21 protein-coding genes are annotated in these 21,626 nt (G+C 68.4%); 12 read left to right on the top strand and 9 right to left on the bottom strand.

The features are described from left to right. Nucleotides 1-13: 13 nt before the first annotated feature. From CSW62_RS21455 to ykgO, 4 genes are all read right to left on the bottom strand, one after another. Nucleotides 14-283, bottom strand: a complete 270-nt coding sequence (locus CSW62_RS21455; RefSeq protein WP_099581374.1) for a DUF2312 domain-containing protein — start codon at nucleotides 281-283, stop codon at nucleotides 14-16. Nucleotides 284-372: 89 nt separating this feature from the next. Next, nucleotides 373-1,248 (bottom strand): NAD(P)-dependent oxidoreductase, encoded by an 876-nt coding sequence (locus CSW62_RS21460; RefSeq protein ID WP_099581376.1) that lies wholly within the window; start codon nucleotides 1,246-1,248, stop codon nucleotides 373-375. Between the two features lie 23 nt (nucleotides 1,249-1,271). After that, nucleotides 1,272-1,889, bottom strand: a complete 618-nt coding sequence (locus tag CSW62_RS21465; protein ID WP_099581378.1) for an HAD family phosphatase — start codon at nucleotides 1,887-1,889, stop codon at nucleotides 1,272-1,274. Beyond that, entirely contained in the window at nucleotides 1,889-2,014 is a 126-nt protein-coding gene (gene ykgO, locus CSW62_RS21470) for a type B 50S ribosomal protein L36 (protein ID WP_004616427.1), read from the bottom strand. The genes CSW62_RS21465 and ykgO overlap by 1 nt, the downstream gene beginning before the upstream one ends. Nucleotides 2,015-2,232: 218 nt before the next feature. On the opposite strand from ykgO, the gene CSW62_RS21475 reads away from it, so the two are divergent. Further along, nucleotides 2,233-3,531, top strand: a complete 1,299-nt coding sequence (locus tag CSW62_RS21475) for a lytic murein transglycosylase (RefSeq protein ID WP_099581380.1) — start codon at nucleotides 2,233-2,235, stop codon at nucleotides 3,529-3,531. Here the strand turns inward: CSW62_RS21475 and CSW62_RS21480 are convergent. Further along, the gene (locus CSW62_RS21480) at nucleotides 3,521-4,378 is read right to left on the bottom strand and encodes an aldose 1-epimerase (protein ID WP_099581382.1); all 858 of its coding nucleotides are present in this window, start codon (nucleotides 4,376-4,378) and stop codon (nucleotides 3,521-3,523) included. The two genes, CSW62_RS21475 and CSW62_RS21480, sit on opposite strands and share 11 nt — an antisense overlap. 69 nt (nucleotides 4,379-4,447) lie before the next feature. Between CSW62_RS21480 and CSW62_RS21485 the strand changes: the two genes are divergently transcribed. The 4 genes from CSW62_RS21485 (at nucleotide 4,448) to CSW62_RS21500 (ending at nucleotide 10,188) form a co-directional block, all read left to right on the top strand. After that, nucleotides 4,448-5,656 (top strand): winged helix-turn-helix domain-containing protein, encoded by a 1,209-nt coding sequence (locus tag CSW62_RS21485; protein ID WP_099581384.1) that lies wholly within the window; start codon nucleotides 4,448-4,450, stop codon nucleotides 5,654-5,656. Nucleotides 5,657-5,735: 79 nt separating this feature from the next. Next, the gene (locus CSW62_RS21490) at nucleotides 5,736-6,548 is read left to right on the top strand and encodes a response regulator transcription factor (protein ID WP_199170668.1); all 813 of its coding nucleotides are present in this window, start codon (nucleotides 5,736-5,738) and stop codon (nucleotides 6,546-6,548) included. Continuing rightward, nucleotides 6,515-7,894 carry a FecR domain-containing protein gene (locus CSW62_RS21495; protein WP_099581388.1) on the top strand — a complete coding sequence of 460 codons (1,380 nt, stop codon included), beginning with the start codon at nucleotides 6,515-6,517 and terminating at the stop codon, nucleotides 7,892-7,894. The genes CSW62_RS21490 and CSW62_RS21495 overlap by 34 nt, the downstream gene beginning before the upstream one ends. Then, the gene (locus CSW62_RS21500; RefSeq protein ID WP_233206748.1) at nucleotides 7,891-10,188 is read left to right on the top strand and encodes a CHASE2 domain-containing protein; all 2,298 of its coding nucleotides are present in this window, start codon (nucleotides 7,891-7,893) and stop codon (nucleotides 10,186-10,188) included. Before CSW62_RS21495 ends, CSW62_RS21500 begins: the two co-directional genes overlap by 4 nt. Here the strand turns inward: CSW62_RS21500 and CSW62_RS21505 are convergent. Together CSW62_RS21505 and CSW62_RS26470 are read right to left on the bottom strand one after the other, a co-directional pair. Beyond that, nucleotides 10,185-10,676, bottom strand: coding sequence for a hypothetical protein (locus CSW62_RS21505; protein WP_099581390.1), 492 nt, complete (start codon nucleotides 10,674-10,676; stop codon nucleotides 10,185-10,187). The two genes, CSW62_RS21500 and CSW62_RS21505, sit on opposite strands and share 4 nt — an antisense overlap. 56 nt (nucleotides 10,677-10,732) lie before the next feature. Further along, nucleotides 10,733-10,897: a hypothetical protein gene (locus CSW62_RS26470; RefSeq protein WP_158235476.1), complete on the bottom strand. Its 165-nt coding sequence runs from the start codon at nucleotides 10,895-10,897 to the stop codon at nucleotides 10,733-10,735. Nucleotides 10,898-11,464: 567 nt separating this feature from the next. Here CSW62_RS26470 and CSW62_RS21510 point away from each other — a divergent pair. The 6 genes from CSW62_RS21510 (at nucleotide 11,465) to CSW62_RS21530 (ending at nucleotide 17,277) form a co-directional block, all read left to right on the top strand. After that, nucleotides 11,465-12,010 carry an RNA polymerase sigma factor gene (locus CSW62_RS21510; protein ID WP_233206749.1) on the top strand — a complete coding sequence of 182 codons (546 nt, stop codon included), beginning with the start codon at nucleotides 11,465-11,467 and terminating at the stop codon, nucleotides 12,008-12,010. 85 nt (nucleotides 12,011-12,095) lie between these two features. Further along, nucleotides 12,096-13,073: a FecR domain-containing protein gene (locus CSW62_RS21515; RefSeq protein ID WP_099581394.1), complete on the top strand. Its 978-nt coding sequence runs from the start codon at nucleotides 12,096-12,098 to the stop codon at nucleotides 13,071-13,073. Nucleotides 13,074-13,178: 105 nt separating this feature from the next. After that, entirely contained in the window at nucleotides 13,179-14,828 is a 1,650-nt protein-coding gene (locus CSW62_RS21520) for a TonB-dependent receptor (RefSeq protein WP_233206750.1), read from the top strand. A gap of 23 nt (nucleotides 14,829-14,851) precedes the next feature. Continuing rightward, complete coding sequence (locus tag CSW62_RS27135) at nucleotides 14,852-15,493, top strand: TonB-dependent receptor (RefSeq protein ID WP_233206751.1); 642 nt, start codon at nucleotides 14,852-14,854, stop codon at nucleotides 15,491-15,493. Nucleotides 15,494-15,638: 145 nt separating this feature from the next. Next, a complete protein-coding gene (locus CSW62_RS21525; RefSeq protein WP_099581396.1) occupies nucleotides 15,639-16,484 on the top strand; it encodes a glycosyltransferase family 2 protein in 846 nt (281 codons plus the stop codon). Nucleotides 16,485-16,503: 19 nt separating this feature from the next. Further along, the gene (locus CSW62_RS21530; RefSeq protein WP_233206752.1) at nucleotides 16,504-17,277 is read left to right on the top strand and encodes a polysaccharide deacetylase family protein; all 774 of its coding nucleotides are present in this window, start codon (nucleotides 16,504-16,506) and stop codon (nucleotides 17,275-17,277) included. Nucleotides 17,278-17,283: 6 nt separating this feature from the next. Here the strand turns inward: CSW62_RS21530 and CSW62_RS21535 are convergent, their stop codons facing one another. After that, nucleotides 17,284-17,409, bottom strand: a complete 126-nt coding sequence (locus tag CSW62_RS21535) for a hypothetical protein (protein ID WP_099581400.1) — start codon at nucleotides 17,407-17,409, stop codon at nucleotides 17,284-17,286. A gap of 93 nt (nucleotides 17,410-17,502) precedes the next feature. After that, nucleotides 17,503-18,951: a protein adenylyltransferase SelO gene (locus CSW62_RS21540; protein WP_099582407.1), complete on the bottom strand. Its 1,449-nt coding sequence runs from the start codon at nucleotides 18,949-18,951 to the stop codon at nucleotides 17,503-17,505. Nucleotides 18,952-19,199: 248 nt separating this feature from the next. On the opposite strand from CSW62_RS21540, the gene CSW62_RS21545 reads away from it, so the two are divergent. Then, nucleotides 19,200-21,620: a TonB-dependent receptor gene (locus CSW62_RS21545; protein ID WP_099581403.1), complete on the top strand. Its 2,421-nt coding sequence runs from the start codon at nucleotides 19,200-19,202 to the stop codon at nucleotides 21,618-21,620. The last annotated feature ends 6 nt before the right edge of the window (nucleotides 21,621-21,626 follow it).

Consider the following 21,626-nt stretch of genomic DNA (forward strand, 5'->3'; position numbering starts at 1 on the left):
ACCCGCTAAAAACCTAGATCTCGCCGATGGCCGAGAGGTACAGGTCGAGGATCGCGTCCTCTTCCTGGCGCTTGGCGCGGTCCTGCTTGCGCAGGCGAACCACCTTCTTGAGGATCTTCACGTCGAAGCCATTGCCCTTGGCCTCGGCATAGACCTCCTTCATCTGCTCCATGATCTCGGTCTTTTCGACCTCGAGGCGCTCGACGCGGTCAATGATCGACTTCAGCTGACCCTGGGCGGTCGAGTTCAGAACGTCGGCGTGGGGAGTGGCGTCGTCGGCCATGCGGAAAGTCTCGCGAGAGGCTGGAATTGGGAGGCGCGGAACCTAGTGCGAACGCGCGCGCCTGGGAAGCGCGATTCAGCGACCTTCCACTACCTTCCTTCGACCCTGGCTCTCGCCACTTCGGCGAGGGCGGCCAGGTCGAGATTCTTGTCGGGTCCGCCCAGCAGGGATTCGAGGCTGGCCTCCGCCAGATCGGCCAAAGGCATGGACAGACCCTTGGCCTCGGCGGCGTCCAGGACCAGGCGCACGTCCTTAAGGCCCAGCTCGGCGGCGAAGCCTGGCGGGGTGTAGCGGCGCTCGGCGATCATGCCGCCATAGATCTTGTAGATCGGGGCGTTGAAGAGGGTGCTGGTCAGCATGTCCAGCAACTCGGGCGCCGCGACGCCATAGGCCTCGCCCAGGGCCACGGCCTCGCCCATGCTCTCGATGGCCGAGACGATCATGAAGTTGCCGGCCAGCTTCAGGGCGTTGGCGCGGACGGGATCCTCGCCCAGCGGCCAGACCTTGGCGGCCAGCAGCTCAAGCACGGGCATGGCGGCGGCCACGGCGTCAGGCGCGCCGGCGGCCAGCACATTCAGGCCGCCGGCCAGGGCCACGGGCGGACGGCCGAACACCGGCGAGGCGACATAGCCCAGGCCCAGCTTGGCATGCAGGGCCGACAGCTCGGCGGCCAGTTCGGTCGAGATGGTGGCGAGGTTGACGTGCACCACGCCCTTGCGGGCCTTGGCCAGAACGCCGCTGTCCAGCAGCACCGCGCGCATGGCCTGGTCGTGGGCCAGCATGGTCAGGACGATGTCGGCGTTGAAGGCCTCGTCGGCGCTGGCGGCCGGGCTCGCGCCCTCGGCGGCCAGTTCGTCGACGACGCCGCGCGAGCGGTTCCACACCGTCACCTGCACGCCCTTGCCCAGCAGGTTGCGGACCATGGCCGCGCCCATGGCGCCGAGGCCGATGAAACCGACGTTCATGCGAGATCTCCCGAAAGAGGGAACTAGAGCAGACCGTGCCGCTCGACAGCGGCGCGCAGGTGCGCCGGATCGGTGAAGTGGTGGGTGTGGAAGCCGATGTCCATGGCCGCCGCGATATTGGCGGCGCTGTCGTCGATGAACAGCAGGTCGGCGGCTTGCAGGCCTGTCCGCTCCAGCACGATCTCGTAGATTCGGCGGTCCGGCTTGATCACGCCCTCGTCGCCCGAGACGATCGCGTCGCGGAAATGGCCAAAGTGGACCGGCGACATCGCCTGGACCGCGGGCCACTTGCTCTGGGGCATGTTCGTCAGCGCGAACTGCGGCACGTCACGCGCCGCAAGGGCCTCGATGACGGCGGCGGTCTCGGGAATCGGTCCCGACAGCATTTCGGGGAAGCGCGCGTCCCAGGCCCGGATCTGCGCTTCATGCTCGGGGAAGCGCGCGATCAGCGGCGCTGCATTGTCCGGGAACGCGACGCCCTTGTCGTGCTCGACGTGCCAATCCAGCGTGCAGACATGCGAAAGGAACCGGTCGAGATCGGCCGGTTCCTCAAACATTTTCGCGTACAGTGCGCGGGGATCCCAGCGCACGATGACATTGCCGACGTCCCAGAGAACGGCTCTGGGAGACGACAAGGTCATTAGCCTTGCTTGGCTTTGAAGCGCGGGTCGGTCTTGTTGATGATGTAGATGACGCCCTTGCGACGCACCATCTTGCAGTCGCGGTGGCGACCCTTCAGCGACTTCAGCGAGCTGCGAACCTTCATGACCGGTCTCTGTACTGCGGCGGAGAGGTTCGGGCGCGCAGAATACGGCCAGAACTTCCGGGTGTTTCGGAGGCGGTGCGTATAAGCAGGACGCGAGCCGGAGTCAATGCGCTCGACGCCCTTTCGGCCTAAAGCGTCATGGGGCTTTCGTGGGAACTTCACCCGTCTGGCGCGCTTGTGATTGAAGACTTTACTCGAACCCCGGTAGCTTCCCAGGCATGGCCATCGATCGTCGCGTCTTTCTTGTCCTCCTCCTCGCCGGCTGCGCGGACACCTCGCCGCAGGGTCCGCTGACGGCGATCACGCCGCCGCAACCCGCGCCCAAGCCCCAGACTCCGGTCGCCCCGCAGCCGATTCCGGCGACGGCCGTCCCCGCCGGTGAGCTGGCCTTCGACACCTGGCTGCAGGACTTCCGGGGCCGCGCCATCGCCCAGGGCCTGTCGCCCGCGCTGCTGGATCGCGAGCTGGCCGGCGTCACGCCCGATCCCAAGGTCATCAGCCTGGACAGCCGCCAGCCGGAGTTCTCCAAGCCGGTCGGCGACTATATCAAGGGTGTGATCAGCGACGACCGCGTAGCCGTGGGCCGCCGCAAGCGGGAAGAGCTGACCTACCTGCCGACCATCGAGGCCCGCTACGGCGTGCCGCGCGACATCCTGCTGGCCGTCTGGGCCATGGAATCGGCGTTCGGCCAGCTGCAGGGCAATTTCGACGTCGTCCGCTCGATGGTCAGCCTGGCCGCCGATGGCCGTCGCCGCGCCTGGGCCGAAGGCGAGCTGATCGCCGCGCTGAAGATCATCGATTCGGGCGAGGTCACCCGGGCCCAACTGCGCGGCTCCTGGGCCGGGGCGATGGGCCAGACCCAGTTCATCCCGTCCAGCTACCGCTCGACCGCCGTCGACTTTGACGGCGACGGCCGCCGAGACATCTGGGGCTCGGACGCCGACAGCCTGGCCTCGGCCGCCAACCTGCTGGTCAAGGGCGGCTGGAAGCCCGGCGTGGGCTGGGCCAAGGAGGTGATCCTGCCGGCCGGCTTCGACTATTCGGTGACCGAGGTCGAGAAGCAGATCCCGGCCTGGTGGGAAGCCCGCGGCGTGCGCCGCGCCGACGGCCTGCCCTGGACTGCGGCCGATGCGGCCTCGCCGGCCATGCTGCTGCTGCCCGCAGGCGCGGCCGGCCCGGCCTTCCTGGCCCTGCCGAACCACTTCGCGATCCGCACCTACAACAACTCGACGTCCTACGCCCTGGGCATCGGCCTGCTGGCCGACCGCTTCGGCGGCGGCGAGGCCCCGATGACGCCCTGGCCGGTCGAGACCCCGTTGTCGATGTCGGACCGCATGGCCGCCCAGATCGCCCTGGCCCGCGTCGGCTTCAATCCCGGCCCGGCCGACGGCGTCATCGGCGCCGGCACCCGCAAGGCCCTGCGCGCCTGGCAGCAGAGCCAGCAACTGCCGGCCGACGGCTACCTGTCGAACGACATGGTCGCCCGGCTGAAGGCCCAGGCGGGGATCAGCCCGTAGTCACCTGCATCCAAAGGCTCCGGCTCTCACCGGGCTGGAGCGTCACCATGCCAGTCTCCCCTTCCCCGAACGGGTTGGGGCGACTGCCGCACGGCTCGACACACAGATAGCCAAGGCCCGGCGGGATATAGATGTGCAGCCAGCGGCACTCGGCCGAGGCGGTGATCGTGGTGTCGGGCTGGCCGGGCGCCCGCAGCGCCGCCTTCTGATCCCATCCGGTGTAGCAGTGGTCGATCAGGTCGTGGCCCGCCACGCCCGCGCCGCTCGCCCAGTCTGGTCCCCAGACGCTCCCCTGGACATTGGCGTGCCGCACCGTCGGCAGCACGTCCTCGTCGATCATCCAGACGCCATCGTTGGTCGCCGTCAGGACCTCGCCCTCGCGCGCCGGGAAGTAGGGATGGAACCCGAGACCCGCGGGCATCGCCGTGTCACCGGTATTGGTCACCGACAGCTCCAGGCGCAGGCCGGTTTCGCTAAGCGTGAACCGCTGCTCGGCGCGATAGGCCCACGGCCAGGCGTCCGCCGCGTGGTCATAGGAGAGCACCGCCTTGCCGCCCTCCGCCTTCTCCACGGTCCACGCATGGCGCCAGCCCTGGCCGTGCAGCGGGTGCGGATGGCTAGCCAGGTTCGGGGGCAGCACCACCTCGCGACCCTCGAACGCGAAGCGGCCGTTCGGGATGCGGTTGCAGAACGGAACCAGCGGGAAGCACGCCGAAGCCAGGGCGTCGGTCGCGCCGGTCGCCATGGGCCGCAGCACGTCGCGGCCGCCGACCGTGAACGCGGCGATCGCGCCGCCGACCTCGGGCGCGAGCACCAGGCGGGCCAGGCCCTTTTCGATCACGGTCATGGACGCGCTCCCTCTATGCTAGCGGTCTCCCTGCCTTGCGCCCGGTCCCGACGCAAGTTCAACTAGGGCATGGTCGAGACCCTCTCCGCGAAGGACGCGCGGCGTATCGCGCTGGCGGCCCAGGGCTTTGGACGCCCTCGCCCGGCCGCGCCCGGCAAGCGTCACCTGTTCTCGACGATCGAGGCGCTGGGCGTCGTGCAGATAGACTCGGTCAATGTCGTCTCGCGCTCGCACTACCTGCCGCTGTTCTCGCGGCTGGGGCCCTACGACCGGTCGCTGCTGGAGGCGATGGCCTGGGGCAAGAAGCCCGACCTCGCCGAATACTGGGCGCACGAGGCCTCGCTGACGCCGCTGTCGACCCATCCGCTGCTGCGCTGGCGGATGCAGGACGCCCTCGACGGCGTCGGGGTCTGGAAAAACGTCTCGGGATTCCTGCGCAGCCACGCCGACTTCATCGACAAGGCCCTGGCCGCCGTCGCCGAACGCGGCCCTCTGGCGGCCTCCGACCTGGACCTCGGCGCCAAGGGCGAAGGCGGCTGGTGGGGCTGGAGCGAGGGCAAGCGGGCCATGGAGTGCCTGTTCTGGACCGGCCGCCTGACCACCGCCACGCGCCGGGGAAGCTTCGAGCGGGTCTACGGCCTGCCGGAACGGGTGCTGCCCCAGGCGATCTTCGAAACCCCCACGCCCAGCCGCGCCGAGGCCTGCCGCGCGCTGTTGAAGATCTCGGCCCGCGCCATGGGCGTGGCCACCGAGCGGGACCTGCGCGACTACTTCCGACTGAGCGTGACCGACGCGCGCGACGGCGTGGCCGCCCTGGTCGCCGACGGGGTCCTGACTCCGGTCATGGTGAAGGGCTGGGGCCAGCCGGCCTATCTGTGGCCTGACGCCCGCCGACCGCGCGCGGTGAAGACTACCGCCCTGCTCTCCCCCTTCGACAACCTGATCTGGTTTCGCGAGCGCACCGAGCGGATGTTCGGCGTCCGCGTGCGGCTGGAGATCTATACCCCCGCGCACAAACGCACCCACGGCTACTATGTGCTGCCCTTCCTGCAGGACGAGGCGATCACCGCCCGCGTCGACCTCAAGGCCGATCGCAAGGCCAGAAAGCTGCTGGTCCTGGCCGCCCACGCCGAGCCGGACGCCGATGAGGCCACCGCCGACCGCCTCGCCGAGGAACTGGTGTTGATGGCGTCCTGGTTGGGGCTTTCCGGCGTCGAGGTTCGCCCCATAGGCGATCTCGCCCCCAAGTTGGGTTCGATCATTGGGGTCTGTGCATGAATGCGAGCTCGACCCGACTGTAAAGCATTGTAAAAAATGCTGCCTGAAGGCGAGCAAGCGGGGGCTGGGCGCGGTAACAATGAATGGCTGGTCGCCCGTCCGTCACCCCACAGACAACGGGCTTCCTGCGGCGCGTTCCGCTCCCCCGCGGAACGCGCCACTTCCCAGTATAAGTGAGCGCATGAAAGTCGCCCTGCTCGACGACGACCAAAGCCATAATGCGCTTGTCGCTTCTGTTCTGGACCCTGCAGGCTTTATCTGCACCAGCTTCACGACGCCTTCGCGCCTGTTGGCCGAGCTGCGCAAGCAGACGTTCGACCTGATCATTCTCGACTGGAACATGCCCGAGCTGTCCGGGGTCGAGACCTTGCGCCTGCTGCGCGAGGACCCGCTCACCGCGCCGCCGGTCCTGTTGCTGACCAGCCGCTCGGTCGAGTCGGATCTCGTGGAAGGCCTGAACGCCGGCGCGGACGACTACATCGTCAAGCCGCTGCAACCGCAGGTGCTGCTGGCCCGCGTGAACGCCGTGGCCCGCCGCGTCCAGCGGCCGCCGGCCTCGCCCCAGGTCGAGCAGCACGGCCCCTATCGCCTTGATCCCGGCGCCCAGACCGCCAGTTGGGGCGGCCAGATCGAGGCCCTGACGCCCAAGGAATTCCAGCTGGCCTCGTTGCTGTTCAACAACCTGTCCCGTCCCCTGTCGCGCGAGTATCTGCTGCGGCGCATCTGGGGCCAGCGGCCGGACCTGGAGACCCGCACCCTGGACGCCCATGTCTCGCGTCTTCGCGCCAAGCTGCACCTGCGCCCGGCCAACGGTTTCCGACTCAGCACGGTCTACGGTTTCGGCTATCGTCTGGAAGCTTGCGATCCCGAGACGGCGGGCGGGGGAGAGTAGACATGACCAGGGCTACGGGGGCGGGCCTTCTTGTTCTGGCCGGGCTGATGCTGGCCAGCGGGGCCGACGCCCAGACCGCTTCTTCGGTCGAGCCGCCGGTGGCCTATGTGGTCAAGCCGGGCGACACGCTGATCGGGCTCGCCAGCCGCTACATGAACCGGACGGGCGATTACCGGGCCGTGCAGAAGGCCAATCGCGTGGCCCAGCCCACGCGTCTGCGGCCGGGCTCGCAGCTGAACATCGACCCGAACCTTCTGAAATCGACGCCGATCGCCGCCAGCCTGTCGGCCTTCACCGGCCCGGTGATCATCGAGACCAACGGCCAGCGCACGCCAGCCCGGGTCGGCATGCCCCTGTCGGAGGGCCAGGTAGTCAGCACCGGCCCCGGCGCCTTCGCCACCTTCGAGCTGGAGGACGCTTCGCGCGTCACCCTGCCGTCGAACACCCGCGTGCGGATCTCCAAGCTGCGCCAGGTGCTGATCAACAACGCGCCCCAGCGGGTGTTCCAGCTGGATCAGGGCAAGAGCACCATTTCAGCGACGCCGACCCAGACGCCGGGCGCCCGGTTCGAGGTGCGCACCCCGGTCTCGGTCTCGGCCGTGCGCGGCACCGAGTTCCGGGTCGGCGCCAGCGGCGACGGGGCGCAGACCGAGGTGCTGAAGGGCGCGGTCGGGGTCGACGCCGGCCAGGTGGCGAGCGGCGCCCCGCCGGTGGCGGCGGGCTTTGGCGTCAGCGCATCGGCCGGCGGCGTCGGCGCGCCCGTCGTGCTGCTACCCGGTCCGAAAATGGGTCCCGGCGGCCAGACCCAGAGCGACGCGATCGTCCGCTTCACGGTCGAGCCCGTGCAGGGCGCGGCCGCCTATCGCCTGCTGCTGGCCCGCGACGCCGGCTTCGTGGACATCTTCGCCGAGGCCAGGACCCAGACCACCAGCCGTGAACGGCCGACCGCCGACTTCAGCCAGCTGGAGAACGGCACCTATTTCGTCCGCCTGACCGCGATCGATCCGGGCGGCCTGGAAGGCTTCCCGTCCGACTACAGCTTCGATCGCGACCTCAACACGCTGGACGCCGGCGCGCCGGCCGACAGCCGCGAGGGCAAGCATCGCAAGTTCCTGTTCCGCTGGAGCGCGGCGGGCGACGGCGTGCGCAACTATCGCTTCCAGCTGTTCTCCGACGCCGAGGCTAAGGTCGCGGTCGTCGACCAGCCCGGCCTGACGGAACCCCAGCTGACCCTGACCGACCTGCCGCCGGGGAGCTATTCCTGGCGCGTGGCCGCCGTGCGCTTCAAGGACGGCGCGGTGACCGAGAAGGTCGGGACGCTGCAACAGCTGCAGATCGGGAAGTGACCAGCCTGGCGTCCCGCGCGCCGCGTCCGGCCGGGCGGCTGCTGTCCTGGCTGCTGCTGACGATCGTCTCCAGCCTGGTCATGGTGGTCTTCGCCGTCCTGCCGCCCCAGCGGCTGGACAACGTACTCTATGACATCCTGGCCCGCGCCAACGGCCGACCGGCCGACGCCTCGATCCTGATCGTCGACATCGACGATCGCAGCCTGGCCCAGCTGGGCGCCTGGCCCTGGTCGCGCGAAACCCACGCCAGAATGGTCGACCGGCTGACCGAGGCCGGCGCCCGGACCATCGTCTACGACGTATTGTTCAGCGAGGCCGGCGATCCGGCCCGGGACCAGGCGCTGGGCGAGGCCATCACGCGGTCCGGCCGGGTCTACCTGCCACAGTTCCTGGCCGACGCCGGCGCCGACGCCCCGCCGCGCGTCGTGGGCCCGATCCCGGTGATCGCCCAGGGCGCGGCGGGGGTAGGCCTGGCCCATGTCCGCTTCGACGACGACGGCGTCGTGCGCCGCATGGCCCCGTTCGAGATCAGCGGCGCCAGCCTGACCCCGGACCTGGTGACCGTCGTCCATCGCGCCACCCGCCCGGTCGGGGCGCATGACGTCACCCGCGGCTTCGACCAGACCCTGCTGATCCCGTTCGCCGGCCCGCCGTCGATCTACCGCCATGTCAGCTTCGCCAGCGTGCTGGACGGCGAGACGCCGCCCGCCCTGATCGCCGGTCGCACCGTGTTCGTGGGCCTGACCGCCCCGGGCCTGGGTCCCGCCTTCCCGACGCCGGTGACGCCCGACGCCGCCAGCATGACCGGCGTGCAGCTGCAGGCCAGCATCCTGGACGGCCTCCGGAACGGCCTGATGGTCAAGCCCGCCGGCCCGTGGAGCCGCGCGGCCTTCACCTTGACCCTGCTGTGGCTGCTGATGGTCGGATTCCTGGTCCTGCCGCCGCGCGCCAACCTGGTGCTGACCATCGGCCTCTGCCTGGTCGGCCTGGCCTATTCGGCGGCGATGTTCTGGCTGGGCCAGATCTGGCTGTCGCCGATCGCCACCGTGCTGGGCCTGCAGATCATCGCCCTGGTCTGGAGCTGGGGCCAGCTGGGCCGGGTCAACGACCTGCTGAGCGGCGAACTGGCGCGGGTGCGCGGCATCGTGCGCGGACGCAGGAGCGCCCGGGTCGACTTCGAGAGCGATGTCGTCGCCCGCCAGGCCTCGAACCTGGGCGAGGCGATCACCCAGATGGAAGACCTGCGCCGCTTCTCGGCCGACGCCCTGTTCGGCCTGCCCGACGCGACCCTGGTCGCCGATGCGCGCGGCCGGGTGATCGCCGCCAACGCCGCCGCCCAGGCCCTGTTCAAGCCCAGTCAGGTCCAGCTGACCGGCTCGTCCCTGGCCGACCTGATCAACGCCCTGGAGCCGCTGGGCCATCGTTTCGAACTGGACTGGCCGCCCAACCCCCACCCTTCGGCTCCAGAGCGCATAGAGCCGATCGACCTGCACCTGCCTGACGGCCGCGCCTTCCAGCTTCAGACCGTGTTTCGCCGGGACGAGACGGGCGCCCTCGCCGGCTGGATCGTCCGCCTTGCCGACATCTCGATCCTGACGGCCGCCATGCGCCAGCGCGAACAAGCGCTGCAGCTGCTGACCCACGACATGCGCTCGCCGCAGACCTCGATCCTGGCCCTGCTGGCGACGACGCCGAACGTGCCGCCCGAACTGTCCGAGCGCATCGCCGCCTACGCCAAGCGCACCCTGGCCCTGGCCGACGGCTTCGTGCAGCTGGCGCGGGCCGAGGTGACGCCTGTCCAACTCGAGCCGGTCGACCTAGCCGACATCGCCGTCGAGGCCATCGACGAGGTCTGGCCGCAGTCGCTGCAGCGCAAGATCCGCATCGAGCAGGTCGGCGATGACGCGCCGCTGACGGTTCTGGGTGACCGGGGGGTTCTGGCGCGTACGCTGGTCAACCTGTTGGGCAATGCGGTGAAGTACAGCCCCGAAGGCTCCACCATCACCGTCAGCCTGTCGGAACAGCCCTCGGCCAGCGGCCCGACCGCCAATGTCGCCATCGCCGACCAGGGTCCAGGCTTCTCGCGCGAGGAGGCGGCCACCGCCTTCAAGCCCTTCCAGCGGTTCGAGCGGCCGGGCCACGACTTCGCGGTCAACGGGGTGGGCCTGGGGCTGGCCTTCGTGCAGGCCGCCGTCGCGCGCCACGGCGGCGAGGTCTCGTGCCGCAGCGCGCCGGGGGTCGGGGCGGAGTTCACCGTCCGCCTGCCGCGTCACAGCGCGGGATTGGCGGGTTAGCCCTTGGTCGAAGGCCGTAGGGCCGCGACGAGCCTGTCGGCCACGGCGGCGGGCTCGCCCTTGCGCACGCGGATGGACGACCAGGCGACGGTCTTGCCGCTGCCAGCCTCAACCACCGCCAAGGTGACGGTGCGGGCCGGATCCTTGCTTTGCCACGGCCGCCACCAGGGTCGGCGCTCCGCCGCGCTGCGCCAGGCCTTGTCATCAAGAGTCCCCGCAGCGCTGGACACGCCGACGCTCGCGGGCGCCACCGCCACGCCGACCTGGACGAGATAGGCGGGCTTGCCGCCGCCGGTCCCGCCCAAGGCGTCGATCGCCCGAGCCTGAACCGCCTTGGCGAAGATCGCGTCGGCGCCGTCGGCCGAGCTTGCATAGGGGGCCAGGCCCTTCAGCCCGGTGACATCGCCCTGGCCCACGGCGCGTGGGGAGGCGCAGGCGGCGAGCAGAGTCAGGCAGGCTCCGGCCAGCAGAAAGCCACGTGCGCGCATGGTCGTTCGCCCCAAATAGTCCAACTAACGGATGATAGCGTCGCGCGCGCCGAAGGTCACGCGAGCCAGGCCCTCAGGGCGCTCGCGGCCAAGATGATCATCGCCCAGCACAGGGCCGCCAGGCCCGTGGCCACGGCGAACCGGTCGAGGCGAAGGCGGCGGGTTCGGCACCGTGGGCCGACGGTCGCGACCGGCGGCGCCGTCACACTGGGCTGCTCCATATTCCGCGCTCTCCAATCGCGCCTTCAACCTAAACGGCAAAAATTCCGCGCCAGCCAGGACAATCTCTCTTATTTTACAATGGATTACATTGCCGGCGTGGGCCGCACGCGGAGGATCACACTGAAACGGCGCAAAACTGGTCGTTCCATTCAAGTTTTCGCCGAGCCGAAGGCGCAAGATGTCGGGGTCTCGCAAGGACAAGGCCCGCCCCTCCCCCAAGCAGGGCCTGATAGCGCCGCCCTCCTCCCCTCCCCCGGCCGAGGAGGGCGGCCCCCACTTCGCGCCAAGATTTCCGTGCGCGAAAAAGACGGCGCCGCATCGGCGCATCCGCGCCGCGACATTTCGCCACACAGATCCCGACATCGCCGCTGTCCCTCGAGGAGGGCGCGCGCCACGAGGCCAAGCTTTACCCCGAAAGACGCTGATATTCGAGCTGTCTTGGGGGTTTTTGACGTTCGAACCCTCTCGCCCACACCTGCGACCCCGGCTTGAGGTTCGGTCGCAACAAACGATCGTCTTTCCGCCAAAAAGATGGATAGTGCTGCGCCGTGACGGGGCGGATTTTGTTGAACGCGGGTGACCTTTTGGGCGTGACGGACTCGGACAAGGCCGTATTGCTGGGCCTGTACGAGAAAAAACGCGCCAACCTGGTGCGTTTCTTCGCCGCGCGCCTTGGCTCGCGCGCCGAGGCCGAAGACCTGGTCCAGGACCTCTACATCCGTATCAGCGGCATGGACGTGATGGGTCCGGTCGACAATCCGTCGGCCCTGCTGCACCGGATCGGCTCGAACCTGATGCTGGACCGACTGCGCAGCCAGAAACGATCGGGAACGCGCGACAGCGACTGGCGCAGCGTCAACACCACGGTGGTGGCCGGCCACGAGATCGCCGACGAACCCACCGCCGACGAGGTGGTCGCCGGCCGCCAACGGCTGCAGGCCCTGGTCGAGGCCGTCGAGGATCTTCCGGAAAAGACCCGCCAGGCTTTCCAGTTGCACAAGCTGGAAGGGCACAGCCACATGGAAACCGCGCGACGCATGGGCATCAGCGTCAGTACGGTGGAAAAGCACATAAGCTCCGCCCTAAAGACCCTGACGAGGCGGCTCCGTTGATTTATGCAAGTTCGCATGGGGGATGGCGCTTGGCGGCGCCGTCTGATGTCAAGGGGATGATGGATCCTCGTCGGAGCAACACCGGATGAGCCGGTCAGCGCAACATCTGCAGGAGGCGGCCGATTGGCTGACCCGACTGCAGCGGCCGGAAGTCGAAGAGACCGACTGGCTGGCGTTTGACGCCTGGCTCGACGAGCCCGGTGCGCAGGAGGCGTATGACGCCATCCAGGCGGTCGACGAGGAGATCTTCCAGCGAGGTGCGGCCGTCCGGGGGGAATTGGCCGAACCGAAGCGCGCCGCGGCGAAGCGTCCGTTCCAGATCGACTGGCGTTGGCTGGGCGGTCTGGGCGCCGCAGGCGCCGCGGCGGCCGTCGCCTTGGTCGTCGCCCCATGGGGCGAGCTGCTGCCCGCCTCCGACACGCTTTACACCACGGCCAAGGGCGAGAACCGCGCCATTCAGCTGGCCGACGGCAGCCATGTCGACCTGAACACCGACTCGCACCTTTCCGTCCGCCTCGAAAAGGACGCCCGTCGCGTCACCGTGCATGACGGCCAGGCCCTGTTCGATGTCGCCCATGACACCGCTCGCCCCTTCCTGATCACGGCCGGCGACGAAACCGTGCGGGTGGTGGGCACCAAGTTCGACGTCCGCCGCCGCGACGGCCTGCTCACGGTCACCGTGCTGCGCGGCCTGGTCGAAGTCTCGACCGACGGCGACGACACCCCCGTACGCCTGCGTCCGGGCCAGATGCTGGAACATGTCGAGGGCGCTTCCGGCGTCACCGTGCGCAACGTCGCGACCGAGGATCAGGTCGGCTGGCGCTCGGGCCGGCTGATCTATCGCAACGAGCCGCTGACGCGGATCGTAAGCGACATGAACCACTATTTTGACCGGCCGCTTCGCGTCGAGGGTGAAAACGCCGCCAATCTTCGGTTCTCCGGCGTATTGATCGTGGATGGTCAGGATGCAATGGTCCGCCGCCTGACAAGCCTCATGCCGATTTCCGCGACGCCGAGCGATGATTCAATTGTCCTGCGCGGAAGGCCGTCCGCTCCCAACTGACGTTCTTGACCGGGTCCGACCCTGAATCGGGCTTCTCTCCTGCTCGCCGCCAGTCTTCTGGGTCTGGGCGCCAGCGCGCATCAAGCCGCCGCTGCTGAAGCGCGCGTGCGCCTCGACATCCGCAAGCCCACCGCCGCTGAGACCCTGATCGAGCTGGGCGTCCGCATGGGCGCGTCCATCGGCGGGGTCGAGGCCTGCAAGGGTCCCGGCGTTCAGCTGGTCGGCGTCTTCAGCCTGCGCGAAGCCCTGGACCGCGTCAGCCGGGGCAAGGGCTGCGCCTACAGCTTCGTCGACGCCCGCACGGTTCGCTTCTCGGTTGTCCGCCCCGCCCCGGCGCTGCGTCCCGTGACCGCCGCTCGGCCGACCGGCGTCGCGGCCGAGCCGATCGCGCCTCTGGCCCCTCTGGTCGTCAACGCCGGCAAGCGCTCGCCGCGCCTGGGCGCCCTGGCCGGCGGCGTCAGCGTCATCGGCTCGCCGCAGCTGCAGGACACCGGGGTCGGCGAGACCGGATCCGTGTCGCGCCAGACGGCAGGCTTCATGACCACAAACCTGGGGGCGGCGCGCAACAAGATCCTGCTGCGCGGCCTGTCGGACGGCACCTTCACCGGCCGCACCCAGTCGACGGTCGGCACCTATCTCGACGACATACCCGTCAACTACAACGCCCCCGATCCGGACCTGCGGCTGATCGATGTCGACAGGGTAGAGGTGATGCGCGGCCCGCAAGGCGCGCTCTACGGCGGCGGCTCGCTGTCCGGGATCTATCGCATCGTGACCCGCCAACCGGAGCTGGGGCGCTATTCGGCTTCGGTCGGCACGACCATAGCCAACACCGAATCAGGCTCGAACAGCTATCGCGCCGAGGGCATGATCAACGCCCCGCTGGGCCAGATCTCAGCCGTGCGTGTGGCGGCTTACTACGACGTCGACGGCGGCTATCTCGATGACGTCAATCTGCGCCTGTCCAACGTCGACAAGACCACGCGCCGCGGCGGCCGCGTGGCCTGGCGCGCGGACCTCGGCGACTGGCGGATCAGGCTCGGCACGGCCCTGCAGAGCGTTTCGTCCAAGGACACCCAGTACGTCACCCTGACGCCTGGCGGCCCACGCCGCGCCAACCAGGTGCGCGAGATCCACCGCAACCGCCTGTCCCAGACGTCGGTCAAGATCAGCGGCTCGGGGGACTGGGGCCAGTTCGAGTCCGTGACCGGCTACGTCACCCACCGCTACGCCAGCCGCTACGACGCCACCGTCTCGCTCAGCCAGTTCTCGGAAGTGGCGCTGGAACTGGGCGTCTATGACGAAGCCGCCCGCGTACGCATGGCGGTGGAGGACATGATCTACACCGCGCCCGCCATCGGCCGGCTGCGCTGGATGATCGGCGGCTTCCTGGCCACCAGCATCGAGGACGGCGACGCCGACCTGCGCGCCCGCGCGGGGGCTATAACCCGCAGCTACTACGACGAGGCGCGCAAGGACCGGCTGAACGAGTACGCCCTCTATGGCGAGGCGACCTACGACCTGGGTGGCGACTGGAAGATCGCGCTGGGCGGGCGAGCGTTCAAGACCACGGTCCACACGCGCTCGTACGTCCTGGCGCCGTCGCCGGGCCAGTCGCGCGATCTCGACCGCCAGGCCTCGTTCAGCGGCTTCTCGCCCAAAATCTCGATCCAACGCGACCTGGCGCGCGGCGGCATGATCTACGCCCTCAGTTCCGAGGGCTATCGCGCCGGTGGCTTCAATTCGGGGGACTGACCACGCCGTCCGAGACGCGGCGCGTGTTCCAGCCCGACCACCTGCGCAATTACGAGGTCGGCGCGACGCTCAATCCGTTCCAAGACCGCATGAACCTGCGCGCGGCGCTGTTCTATGACGATTGGCGCGACATCCAGACAGACCAGTACTTCGCCTCGGGCCTGTCCTACACCGCCAATATCGGCGACGGGCGCAATTTAGGCCTGGAGATCGAGGCGGGCTGGAAGGCGACGCACCACCTGACCCTGAAGGCCAACGCCCTCTTCAACGAGCCGAAACTGACGCGCATCGCCCCCGGATACGGCATCACCAACAGCGCCAGCCTGCCCGGGGTGCCGGACGTCTCGTTCGGCAGCCTGGTGACCTATCAACGCCCGATCACGGCCACCGCCATGCTCCTGCTGACGGCCGAGACCGGCTATATCGGCGAGTCTCGCCTGACCTTCGACCCGCGCTTCTCCCCGATCATGGGCGGCTACTACACTGGCAAGCTGTCGGCCCAGGTGCTGACCGACCGCTGGCGCGCGGCGGTGTTCGTCAGCAATCCCTGGAACAGCTCCAGCGACACCTTCGCCTACGGCAACCCCTTCAGCTTCGGCCAGGTCCGGCAGGTGACGCCGCAGCGCCCGCGCACATGGAGCCTGGCCCTGTCGGCCAACTTCTAGGCGGAACGCCTCGCCCGCCAGCAGCGGCAATTTGTTGCAAAGCTTACATATTTGTCATCGTCGGATGCGGGGGGCGGCCCTTGGCGGCGACGTCTTTCCTATCGAAGCGACCGCGGGGGCGTAGTCGTTCGATCGAGGACATGTAATGGCCAAGCTCTCGGCCCTGCTTTGCGTGCACAACGAAGAACAACGCCTGCCGGCGTGCCTGGCGGCCCTGTCGTTCTGCGACGAGATCGTCGTGGTCGCCGACCGCTGCAGCGACGGCACCGAGGCCCTTGCTCGCCACTACGGCGCCAAGGTCGTCTCGGGCATCTTCCCGATCGAAGGCCCACGCAAGCACGCAGGCATCGCCCGCTGCACCGGTGAATGGATCCTGGAGCTGGACGCCGACGAAGGCGTCACCCCGGCCTTCGCCAAGGAGGTCCGCGAAACGATCGAGCGCGCCGACGCCGCCGACTGGTACCAGATTCCGATCGACAACTATGTCGGCGACCAGCTGGTCCGCCATGGCTGGGGCGGCTCCTTTGGCACCGCCTCGGCGGCCCGTCTGTTTCGTCGCGGCGTCAAGTCGTGGAAGGCCGAGCGCGTCCATCCCGGCGCCAAGCTGGACGGCGCCTATGGCGGCCGCCTGAAGACGGCCCTGAACCACATGGTCGACGAGGACATCGCCGACATGTTCGCGCGCCTGGGCCGCTACACCGCCCTGAAAGCCCAGGACTTGGCCGACAGCGGCAAGATCAAGAGCCTCGGCGACGACGCCTTCCGCGGCGTGCGCCGGTTCTTCAAGTGCTATGTCTCGCGCAGGGGATACAAGGAAGGCGACCTGGGCTTCCTGATATCGCTGATGGCCGGCCTCTATCCGATCCTGTCGAACCTGCGGGCGCGCGAGATCCTGCGCACACGCGCCCAGGAGGCCAAGACCGAGCGTCCGGCTATCCCCCCCGCGCCGCTGACATTGCCTCTGCGCCGCGTCGAGGCCGCTGGCCAGTAAGCGCCTGATCGTCGCCATCATGTCCCGGCTGCCGATCGTCTTTCGCCTGGTCCTGGGGCCGGAGCTCGCGCTCTGGGCCAAGGCTGGTCGCGCGCCGGTGCTGTGGTGGCGCGACGACGACGCCCGCGCGGCGACGGGCGCGCTGGAGCAATTACTAGCCCTGTCCCGCCGCCACCAAGCCCCGCTGACCCTGGCGGCCATCGCCGGTCCCAGCCTGCCCCTGCTGGTGAGCCGCACCGAGACCGAGCCCCAGGTCGAGCTGGCCGTCCATGGCTTCAAGCACGTCAACCGCCAGCCGCAAGGCCAGGGTTTCGGCGAGATCATCGACAGCGACGATACCGACTGGATCCGCGCCCAGCTCCGCGCCACCGTCATGCAATTCCACCGCGTCGGCGTGGCGCCGACCCTGTTCGTGCCGCCGTGGAACAACCTCAAGCCTCAGCTTCTGGAGGTCCTGCCGGACTCCGCGATCACCGCGGTCTCGGGCTTTGACCAGGCCAGCAGCGAGCGAGATGGCGTTAAGCGTCTGGACGCGCACCTGGACGTGCTGCGCTGGAAGGGCGGCGGCCGGTTCCGTGGAAGCTGGCGCTTCCTGTCCCGGATGCGGCGGCTGATGATCCAGCGGCGCAAGGCGGGTCAATGGGACGAGCCCATCGGCCTGCTGACCCATCACCTGGATCACGACAAGGCGACCTGGCTGTTTCTGGAACGCTTCCTGGCGACGTTCCGCGTCACCGCGCGCCGTCAGCTGACCGGCGAGACGGCGGCGCCCATCGAAGCGCTCAGCGCCTAGACTCGATTAGGCGAGTTCGGGACGGTCGCGCAGGCACTCGCCGATGGCGCGGGCGCAGCCCGGGATGCCGAGGGCGCCCACGAAGGACATGGCCACGGCGCAGACCAGCATGATCGGTTGGAAGATGCGCATCGGGGAATCTCCACGCGGGGCGTTCGTCGGAGGCACTGTGCCGCAACTGTAAGACGGAAACTTGACGGTCGTTCCGCGCCCGAATGAAAAAAATCAGGGTGCGGTGTTTTTGTCGCCGCTCAATCCCAGGGCGTAGGCCCGGCGGGCGGCCTCGATCCGGCTAAGCTTTTCGGTTAGCGGCCCCCAGTCGTCGCCTTCGGCGACGGGCGCCCACAGGGCCTCGACCTCCTCGATGATCAGTTCCTCCGGCTCCGGACGTTGGAAAACCGGATCGGCCAGACGCTCGGGCCGGTCGGGCTCGAAGTCGGCCAGCCGTCGACGGAATGTCTCGAACGTCTCTGTGCGGTAGAGCTCGGCGCGCGGCCCTTCCAGCGCCCGCGCCTGCGACGCCGCCCCGCCGAACCAGTCGAAGAAGAACGGCTCCCAGCGCAGGGCCTCGCCCCCTTCGGCCAAGGCGCGAAAAGCGCTGTTGACCAGCTCGACATCCTCGTCCGGGTTACGGCTCTTCACCGCCAGACGGTCCAGCATCGCGCCCCGCAGGGCCAGGCGATAAGCATCGGAGAAGCCGTTCAGCGCCGCCAGCAGACCGGCCTGGTCGGCGACCAGGGTCAGGCTGGCTGCCAGCTGCTGCAGGTTCCAGAACACCGCCTCGGGCTGGCGGCCGAAGCTGTAGAGCCCCTGGTGGTCGAAATAGGCGGCCGTGAAGTTCGGGTCGTTGCGCGGAAGGAACCGCCAGGGGCCGTAGTCGAAGCTCTCGCCCGTCACGACCATGTTGTCGGTGTTCAGCACCCCATGCACGAAGCCCGCCGTCATCCAGCGCGACAGCAGCCGGGCGCTGGCCGCCACCGTCTCCTGCATCAGCGCCGAAGCCCGGTCGGGCGCATCGGCCAGGTGCGGGAAATAGGTCTCGACCACGTGATCCACCAGCTGAACGATCAGGTCGCGCTGGTCGAAATAGGCCAGGCGCTGGAACGTGCCGAAGCGGATGTGGCTGTGCGACAGCCGGGTCAGCACCGCCGATCGGGTGGGGCTGGGCTCGTCGCCGCGATTAAGGGCCTCCCCGGTCTCGACCAGCGAGAAGGCGCGCGACGTCGGAACGCCCAGCGCCTCCAGCATAGACGCCGCCAGGATCTCGCGCACACCGCCCTTCAGGGTCAGGCGCCCGTCGCCGGCCCGCGACCATGGCGTCCGCCCCGAGCCCTTGGTGGCGAGATCCAGCAGGCGGTCCGTCCCCTGTTCGCGAAGCTGGGCGAACAGGAAACCCCGGCCGTCGCCGAGGTCGGGATTGTAAGTGCGGAACTGGTGGCCGTGATAGCGCATGGCCAGCGGGACCGGCTGGTTGTCCGGCAGCGGCGCGAAGCGACCGAAATGGCGGACCCAGTCGGCGTCGGTCAGGCCGTCCAGTCCGACGCTGGCCGCCGCCCTCTGGTTGCGGAATCGCAGGATGGTTTCCGGAAAGTCGGCCGCCTCGACGGGATCGGCGAAATCGCCCCCTAAAGCCTGGAGTCGCGGATCAGGGCGGTAAGCGGGCGAGAGGCTCATGAGGGGCCAGATGAGACCCACCCGCCCCGCGCGCAAGCCCCTTTCGAATTTCTATGACGGCTGCCGATTGCTGTCGCTTCCCGGCAACAGAAATCGCTCGAACCTAGTCGCGACAAGGGATTTTGCTTGCCGAGCCTGCCTCTGGCGCCTAACCCTTGGCTATCCATTCGAACAATCGTTCGACGGAACAACGAAAAAAACGAGCCGGGGCGGGCAAGCGCTTTCGGCCGACAACCGAGAGGTAGGAAATGCGCTTTACCCAGGTGCTTTGCGGCACTGCGTCCGCTGTTGTTCTCGCCGGTATGGGCGCCGGCGCCGTCCAGGCCAAGCAGGCCGCCCAAACCGAAATCCCCACCGTCGACAGCATCATCGTCACCGCCCAGAAGCGCGAGCAGAACCTGCAGGACGTGCCGATCGTGGTGACTGCGGTCGGCGCCAAACAGCTGGAAGGCGCGGGCGTCAGGGACATCAAGGATCTCCAGATCCTGACGCCGGGCCTGAACGTGGCGTCGACGTCGAACGAAACCAATACCACCGTCCGCATCCGCGGCGTGGGCACGGTCGGCGACAACCCCGGCCTGGAATCCTCGGTCAGCGTCGTCATCGACGGCGTCTATCGCCCGCGTAACGGCGTGGCCTTCAACGACCTGGGCGAGATGGAACGGGTCGAAGTGCTGAAGGGTCCGCAAGGCACCCTGTTCGGCAAGAACACCTCCGCGGGCGTCATCAACGTCCTGACCAAGGCCCCTGATTTCGAATTCGGCGCCGAGGCCGAGGCGACCTTCGGCAACTACGGCGCCAAGGGCGGTTCGGTCGCCGTGACCGGTCCGATCATCGCCGACAAGCTGGCCGGCCGCCTGTTCGCCGCCAAGCGCGAGCGCGACGGCTTCTACACCATCAAGACCGGCGCGGGTCCGCGCACGGCCACTGACGACGCCAACCAGGATTTCTACACGATCCGCGGCCAACTGCTGGCGACGCCGACCGATGAGCTGAAATTCCGCTTCATCGGCGACTACACCAAGCGTGACGAACGCTGCTGCGTGGGCGTGCAGATCGTGACCGGCCCGACCGGCGCCATCCTCGACGCCCTGTCGGCGGACTCGGGCGTGTCCATTCCGGCCAAGCCGTTCGACCGCATTTCCTACGCCAACCGCCCGACCGATCAGCAGATCGAGGACAAGGGCGTTTCGCTGGAAGGCGAATGGACCACGCCGTGGCTGGGCGGCGCGACCCTTACCTCGATCACCGCGGCCCGTGAGTGGACGACCAACAACGGCCAGGACGTCGACTTCTCGACCGCCGACATCGCCTATCGCAACAGCGACCAGTGGCGCACGCGCTTCAAGCAGTTCAGCCAGGAACTGCGTTATGCCGGCCGCACCGAAAAGGGCGAATGGCTGATCGGCGCGTTCTACGCCAACGAGGATCTCGATCAGCTGACGCCGTTCCGCTACGGCGCGTCCTACGAGACCTATCTGGGCCTGCTGCTATCGGGCGGCGCCAGCCCCACCTTCGTGTCGGCGCTGACCGGCCGCGCGCCCGGCACGTCCTACACGGCGGGCTCCGGTTCGCTGGACACCTACGCGCAGAACTCCAAGAGCCTGTCGTTCTTCACCAACGACACCTACCACCTGACCGATCGGATCGACCTGACGATCGGCCTGCGCCACACCCACGAACTGAAGACCCTGGCGACGCAGTACACCAACCTGCCGGGCAACAACGGCTGCGCCGCCGCGCTGGGCCGCACCGGGACGATCGTCGGCATCGTCGGCGCCGCCAACGCCTCGACCGTGATCGGCAACCTCTGCCTGCCTTGGACCGATCCGGGCTTCAACAGCTACAGCTCCAAGCAGAAGCGTAACGAGAAGGAATGGACCGGCACCTTCAAGGTCTCGGCCAAGGTCACCGACGACATCATGTCGTATGTGTCCTGGGCCAAGGGCTACAAGGCGGGCGGCTTCAACCTCGACCGCTCGCGCATCGGCCTGGGCGCGCCGAACCCGGACACCAGCTTCGCGCCGGAAACGGTGGAATCGATCGAGGTCGGCTTCAAGACCAGCTGGCTGAACCGCCGCCTGTCGGTGAACTCGGCCTTCTTCCACCAGTCTTACAAAGGCTTCCAGCTGAACACCTTCACCGGCGTCAGCTACATCGTCACCTCGATCCCGGCCGTGGAGTCGTTCGGCGTCGACACCGACCTGCTGTGGTTCACCCCGATCCGGGGCCTCAGCCTGCAGGGCGGCGTCACCTATGCCGAGACCGAGTACGGTCCGTTCATCGCGCCGACCGGCGTCTCCCCGCGCCTGTCCGACGCCCGCCTGTCGTTCGCCCCGCTGTGGTCGGCCTCACTGGCTGCCAGCTATGAGCATGACATCGGCTCGTCGCTGCTGTTCCACGCCAACCTGAGCGGCAAGTTCAGCTCCAGCTACAACACCGGCTCGGATCTGGCCCCGCAGAAGGTCCAGCCGAAGATGACGGTCCTGAACGGCCGCATCGGCATCGGCAGCCAGACCGGTCTCTGGACGGTCGACGCCTGGGCCCAGAACCTGACCAACAAGAAGTACTATCAGGTCGGCTACGACGGCCCGCTGCAATCGGGCACCTACGACGCCTTCCTCGGCGCGCCGCGCACCTACGGCGTGACCCTGAAGGCCAAGTTCTAGCCGGCC

It is taken from the genome of Caulobacter sp. FWC2 (assembly GCF_002742625.1).
In the GTDB taxonomy this organism is placed as follows: Bacteria; Pseudomonadota; Alphaproteobacteria; order Caulobacterales; family Caulobacteraceae; genus Caulobacter.

What these genes read in the sequence shown, in the direction of transcription:
- CSW62_RS21455 (WP_099581374.1), bottom strand. Translation starts at nt 283, where the DNA reads ATGGCCGACGACGCCACTCCCCACGCCGACGTTCTGAACTCGACCGCC.
- CSW62_RS21460 (WP_099581376.1), bottom strand. Translation starts at nt 1,248, where the DNA reads ATGAACGTCGGTTTCATCGGCCTCGGCGCCATGGGCGCGGCCATGGTC.
- CSW62_RS21465 (WP_099581378.1), bottom strand. Translation starts at nt 1,889, where the DNA reads ATGACCTTGTCGTCTCCCAGAGCCGTTCTCTGGGACGTCGGCAATGTC.
- ykgO (WP_004616427.1), bottom strand. Translation starts at nt 2,014, where the DNA reads ATGAAGGTTCGCAGCTCGCTGAAGTCGCTGAAGGGTCGCCACCGCGAC.
- CSW62_RS21475 (WP_099581380.1), top strand. Translation starts at nt 2,233, where the DNA reads ATGGCCATCGATCGTCGCGTCTTTCTTGTCCTCCTCCTCGCCGGCTGC.
- CSW62_RS21480 (WP_099581382.1), bottom strand. Translation starts at nt 4,378, where the DNA reads ATGACCGTGATCGAAAAGGGCCTGGCCCGCCTGGTGCTCGCGCCCGAG.
- CSW62_RS21485 (WP_099581384.1), top strand. Translation starts at nt 4,448, where the DNA reads ATGGTCGAGACCCTCTCCGCGAAGGACGCGCGGCGTATCGCGCTGGCG.
- CSW62_RS21490 (WP_199170668.1), top strand. Translation starts at nt 5,736, where the DNA reads ATGAATGGCTGGTCGCCCGTCCGTCACCCCACAGACAACGGGCTTCCT.
- CSW62_RS21505 (WP_099581390.1), bottom strand. Translation starts at nt 10,676, where the DNA reads ATGCGCGCACGTGGCTTTCTGCTGGCCGGAGCCTGCCTGACTCTGCTC.
- CSW62_RS26470 (WP_158235476.1), bottom strand. Translation starts at nt 10,897, where the DNA reads ATGGAGCAGCCCAGTGTGACGGCGCCGCCGGTCGCGACCGTCGGCCCA.
- CSW62_RS21515 (WP_099581394.1), top strand. Translation starts at nt 12,096, where the DNA reads ATGAGCCGGTCAGCGCAACATCTGCAGGAGGCGGCCGATTGGCTGACC.
- CSW62_RS21525 (WP_099581396.1), top strand. Translation starts at nt 15,639, where the DNA reads ATGGCCAAGCTCTCGGCCCTGCTTTGCGTGCACAACGAAGAACAACGC.
- CSW62_RS21530 (WP_233206752.1), top strand. Translation starts at nt 16,504, where the DNA reads ATGTCCCGGCTGCCGATCGTCTTTCGCCTGGTCCTGGGGCCGGAGCTC.
- CSW62_RS21535 (WP_099581400.1), bottom strand. Translation starts at nt 17,409, where the DNA reads ATGCGCATCTTCCAACCGATCATGCTGGTCTGCGCCGTGGCCATGTCC.
- CSW62_RS21540 (WP_099582407.1), bottom strand. Translation starts at nt 18,951, where the DNA reads ATGAGCCTCTCGCCCGCTTACCGCCCTGATCCGCGACTCCAGGCTTTA.
- CSW62_RS21545 (WP_099581403.1), top strand. Translation starts at nt 19,200, where the DNA reads ATGCGCTTTACCCAGGTGCTTTGCGGCACTGCGTCCGCTGTTGTTCTC.